This window comes from Tolypothrix sp. VBCCA 56010 (assembly GCF_050875635.1).
In the GTDB taxonomy this organism is placed as follows: Bacteria; Cyanobacteriota; Cyanobacteriia; order Cyanobacteriales; family Nostocaceae; genus Hassallia.
Genome location: NZ_JBPAOH010000284.1, coordinates 1 through 4,779 on the forward strand (window position 1 = coordinate 1; position 4,779 = coordinate 4,779).

At 45.6% G+C, this 4,779-nt stretch carries 6 protein-coding genes; all 6 read left to right on the forward strand.

Annotated elements, in window-relative coordinates; genetic code table 11:
- The first annotated feature begins 179 nt into the window (after positions 1-179).
- The 6 genes from AABK37_RS40460 to AABK37_RS40485 all read left to right on the forward strand — a co-directional run bounded on the left by AABK37_RS40460 (position 180) and on the right by AABK37_RS40485 (position 4,676).
- Entirely contained in the window at positions 180-554 is a 375-nt protein-coding gene (locus AABK37_RS40460) for a helix-turn-helix domain-containing protein (protein ID WP_432557018.1), read from the forward strand.
- A complete protein-coding gene (locus tag AABK37_RS40465) occupies positions 551-1,213 on the forward strand; it encodes an ImmA/IrrE family metallo-endopeptidase (RefSeq protein ID WP_432557019.1) in 663 nt (220 codons plus the stop codon). Before AABK37_RS40460 ends, AABK37_RS40465 begins: the two co-directional genes overlap by 4 nt.
- Positions 1,214-1,274: 61 nt before the next feature.
- Complete coding sequence (locus tag AABK37_RS40470) at positions 1,275-2,321, forward strand: Fic family protein (RefSeq protein ID WP_432557020.1); 1,047 nt, start codon at positions 1,275-1,277, stop codon at positions 2,319-2,321.
- Between the two features lie 312 nt (positions 2,322-2,633).
- Positions 2,634-3,065: a putative toxin-antitoxin system toxin component, PIN family gene (locus AABK37_RS40475; protein WP_432557021.1), complete on the forward strand. Its 432-nt coding sequence runs from the start codon at positions 2,634-2,636 to the stop codon at positions 3,063-3,065.
- Positions 3,062-3,298, forward strand: coding sequence for a hypothetical protein (locus AABK37_RS40480; protein ID WP_432557022.1), 237 nt, complete (start codon positions 3,062-3,064; stop codon positions 3,296-3,298). Before AABK37_RS40475 ends, AABK37_RS40480 begins: the two co-directional genes overlap by 4 nt.
- 370 nt (positions 3,299-3,668) lie before the next feature.
- Entirely contained in the window at positions 3,669-4,676 is a 1,008-nt protein-coding gene (locus tag AABK37_RS40485; protein ID WP_432557023.1) for a tyrosine-type recombinase/integrase, read from the forward strand.
- Positions 4,677-4,779: the final 103 nt, after the last annotated feature.

Sequence of the window (4,779 nt, forward strand, 5' to 3'; positions counted from 1 at the left end):
CTTCACGTGAAAGTCTTCCGGGGGAAACTTCCCCCGAAGAGCTTTCACTTTTATGTACCCCATAGTCAGTGTCCAATTCGTTTGTTGACTAAGGTAGTCAACCCGTTATTCAGACGCTAACTTATGTTGACTAAGAAAGTCAACCCCTGATATGATTTATAGCTAAGTAGGAAAAAACAGTGAGTCAGACTTTTGGCAAAGTTATTCGTCAAGCCCGTAGGGACAAGGGATACAGTCAGCGTGAACTGGCGAAGTTAGTAGATGTGGATTACACCTACCTGTCCAAACTGGAGAACGACCACGCCGCGTATCCCCCCAGTAAAGAGGTCATTAAGTTGTTAGTGCTAACCCTTGATTTAACCGAACGCGAAGAGGAGCTAATGTATCTGGCTGGTCGAATCACAACCGATGACGAGAAAGTTTTTGGTGAACTTCTCAAGACTTATAACAAACAAGTACCTGCTTTGCTACGCAGAATGCAGGAAAACCCTGATTTTGCTAAAAAACTTCTTCGGGATGCTACACAATCAGATCAGCAGGACAAGCCGAATTGAATATATTTAAGCAGTATCGCTTCATTCCCAAAAGCAAAATTGAGCGTCAGGCTAATGACCTTCTCAGTCGGATGCAAGCTACCCCTAAATACGCTCCAAGATGGCCTTTTGATGCTACTCGTGTGGCTGATTTTTTGGATATAGGTGTTGTTTGGGAAAGCATACCACCTGATGAAAAAGGGTCAATAGCGGCTCTGATACTGCCTACAAAACGTGAAATTGTAATCAATCAAGATGTTCCTGGACTGCATGGAGGATATGGAGAATCCACATTAGCCCATGAGATTGGACACTGGGAACTTCACATTAACCACAACGCGGTTGGCTCTTTTATAGAACGGTTAGAGCAGGGTATTGAGATAAATATACAGCCGTTCCTATGCCGTAATGTTAGCGGACAGCTTGAAAAGATTGAGTGGCAAGCTCAGTATTTTGCCAGTTGCTTGCTGATGCCTCGATATAAGTTAGAAGAAACACGAAAGGGACGTGACTTAACTAAGGAGTCTCACCTTGATGCAATGGCACATGAACTTGGAGTAACAAAACGTAATTTGAAACATCGTTTAAAAGACCTTGGCTGGATTTATATTCCTGAAAACTCTAAGCAAATTTATCTAGGTGATGCTGCACCTAGCAGGGAGACAGGTGCGTTTAGGTAGAGCGTTCGCGCGCGCTTTCCCACACTCGCAGCCCTAAGTGAAACGTGTACCGATAATGGTCATGAAATCCTTTGAACCAGGCTTTATCGAACGCCAGCCAATTACTCAAAATCTACTGCGTACCATCCGACTGATTGGGGAATACAAGGGCAAGCAGGAGCTATTCAAAGAGCAGGCACCCCAGGTATTGGAGACACTACGTCAAGCTGCGATTATTCAGAGTACCGAATCATCGAATCGCATAGAAGGCATCACAGCTCCCCTGGAACGCATTAAGGAACTGGTAGCTGAAAAAACTACGCCCCGCGATCGCTCCGAACAAGAAATTGCTGGCTATCGAGATGTACTTACCACCATCCACACCAGCTATGCCCACATCCCCTTTACACCAGGCGTTGTGTTACAGCTGCACCGTGACCTTTATCAGTTTACTGTCGGTGAGGGTGGGCGCTGGAAGTCGGTAGATAACGAAATCAGTGAAACCCACCCAGATGGCACGAAGGTTGTTAGGTTTCAGCCAGTCCCAGCTTATGCGACACCATCTGCGATGCAACAGTTGCACGAACGGTTCAACAACCTTTGGCAGTCTGATGAAATCGAGCCATTACTGCTCATCCCCACTTACGTCCTGGATTTTCTGTGCATTCACCCTTTCAGTGACGGCAATGGACGGATGGCTCGGCTGCTGACGCTACTGCTGCTATACAAAGCCGGTTACGAGGTTGGGCGGTTTATTAGCTTGGAGCGGATTGTAGAACGCACAAAGGAAAGCTACTACGATACACTTTACCAGTCCTCGCAAAACTGGTATCAAGAGCAGCATAGCTTGTTGCCGTGGTGGGAGTATTTTCTGGGTGTGGTAGTGCTGTCGGCGTACCGGGAGTTCGAGCAGCGAGTCGGGTTAGTGACCTCGGTCAAGGGCGCTAAAACAGCTATGGTGTTAGATGCTCTTAACAATATGCCTGGAGATTTTTCTATTAAGGATTTACAGGAACGATGTCCCACTGTGGGGATTGACCTGATTCGCCGCATCTTACGGCAAGAGCGTACTGAGGGACGGCTGGAATGTTTGGGGCGAGGTCCGGATGCGCGTTGGCGGAAGAAATAGGTATAGTACCTATTAATTGGGTACTGTACGCGCTTTTAGTACCTATATAACTATTATTACAGGAATCTTATTTAACAAGTTCAGGCATACGGTAGTGGCTAAAACAACCACAATATAAGCATCACAGGCTCAAAGCCTTAATTCCTATAGCTTCATTTGAAGAACAAAAACGTATCGTCACCAAAGTTAACCAACTAATGTCTCTCTGCGACGAACTCGAAGCCAAACTTACACAAACTGTAACTGACAGCGAAAAACTAATGAATGCAGCAGTGCGACAACTATTGACTGCGTAACAGCAACCCAAGAAAAATGACAAAACCGTATCAAATTGTACTAGATACCAACGTACTACTTGCTGGTCTACGCTCAAATCGTGGCGCATCCTACAAACTATTAACAATACTTAACGATAGCCGCTGGCAATTAAATATTTCTACCGCTTTAGTATTCGAGTACGAAGAAATCCTCAAACGACAAAAAGCACAGATAAACTTAAGCGATGCAGACATTGATGATGTTATAGAAGCCCTAATCGCCATCGCTAACAAACGTAGCATTTTTTATCTATGGCGACCAGCAGCAAGCGACCCAGATGACGATTTTATAATAGATTTAGCCGTCGAAGCAAGAGCTGATTTTATCATCACATACAATCAAAAAGATTTACTTGCCGCAGAAAAATTTGGCATTAGAGTAGTAACACCCGCATATTTCTTACAACACGTAGGAGAAATATCATGAGCAACTTAAACGTGCAAATTCCCGATTCTTTATATAAACAAATTAAAGCCTTAGCTGCCAAAGAAAATATACCCCTTGAGCAACTTGTAGCCATCGCCTTATCTGCACAAGTTTCAGCATGGATGACTAAAGATTATATCGAAGAAAAAGCAAAACGCGGTAGTTGGGATAAATTTCAGCAAGTTTTAAATAAAGTCCCTGATGTAGAGCCAGAGGATTATGACAAATTGTAGAAACTATTTCTCTATATTATTTCAAACGGTAAATAATTGATGCTTCAAGCAGATGCAGACGTTAATTTACTACTTGGGGGAGGAATAAATTCCGCGTCGATTACATTTGAGAGCGTCGCAATTTAACTTTTACACAGACTATTTTTCCTCAACACCCTCATCCCCAACACCCAACTCACCTTACCCAAAAAGCCAATCACTATCGCTTGCGCTACGAGACTTTCACCCCAAATGGGTGGAGAGAAAAGTTCTTCTCGCAACCGAAAACGGGTGTGGGTGGGCGTAAAAAGTCCTGTAACGAATTATTATGAATTAAGCTGGATTTAACAGACGATATGTTTTAAAGCCTCAAAACTTGCTGCCTGTGAACATCCACCACGCGATAGCGAAGCGCTGCTGCGAAGCGCAGATCGCCAATTTTAATTTCAACCCTGAGTCGCTGGCGTATCCCTTACCGGTACCGCTAACTTTACACCCAGCTGAGGTTTACTTGCGATCGCTAGGTGAAGGTTCCCGACGCACGATGCGCGAAGCTCTCAATAATATAGCGAAACTCCTCACTAACGATGCTTGCGATGCAACAACTATTGATTGGTCGAAACTAAGATACCAACACACGGCTGCGGTACGTGCTGTGTTGATGGAAAAATACAGTCCGGCGATGGCGAACAAGATGTTATGTGCGTTGCGGCGAACGCTAAAAGAGGCATGGCGGTTGGGGTTGATGTCCACGGATGAGTATGGACGAGCGGCTGATATTGAATCTGTGCGGGGGAAGAGTTTACTGAAAGGGCGATCGCTCGATGCAGAAGAAATTACTGCATTATGGGATGATTGTATACGGGATAACTCAAATTTGGGGGCGAGGGATGCGGCGCTGCTGGGGGTTTTGACGGTGGGGTTGCGCCGTAGTGAAATCGCGCACCTTGATTTGACCGATTTTAAGCCGCGCAGTCGATCGCTGACTATACGTGAAGCCAAGGGGCGCTCTGAGCGAATTGTATACTTACCATTAGCTAGTGTACGGGCTGTGCAAGATTGGTTGGTTATCAGGGGGAAAGAGGCGGGACCGTTGTTTTATCCGTTGGATAAGGGACATAAAATTATACCAAGACGCATGAGCGAGCAAGGGGTGTTGCGGGCTTTGCAACGGCGTGGGGAACGTGCGGGTGTGGAGGGGTTTACGCCGCACGATTTTAGAAGAACTTTTATTGGTAATTTATTAGATGCAGGGGCAGATATTGTCACTGTATCCCATTTGGCGGGTCATGCGTCGCCAAGCACTACGAGTAAGTACGATAGGCGTGGGGAAGCGGCGAAGAAACGGGCGGTTGATTTGTTGGATGTACCTTATAGTGGGCGGGGTAAGCGTAATTAAGTAGTAACCCAAGTTGCGGGTTATGGAATACAAATTTACTACTGAATGCGATCGCGCACTTCAAAGTGGTGGAAGCGCGAAACGCTTCCCCCCCCTTTGCAAA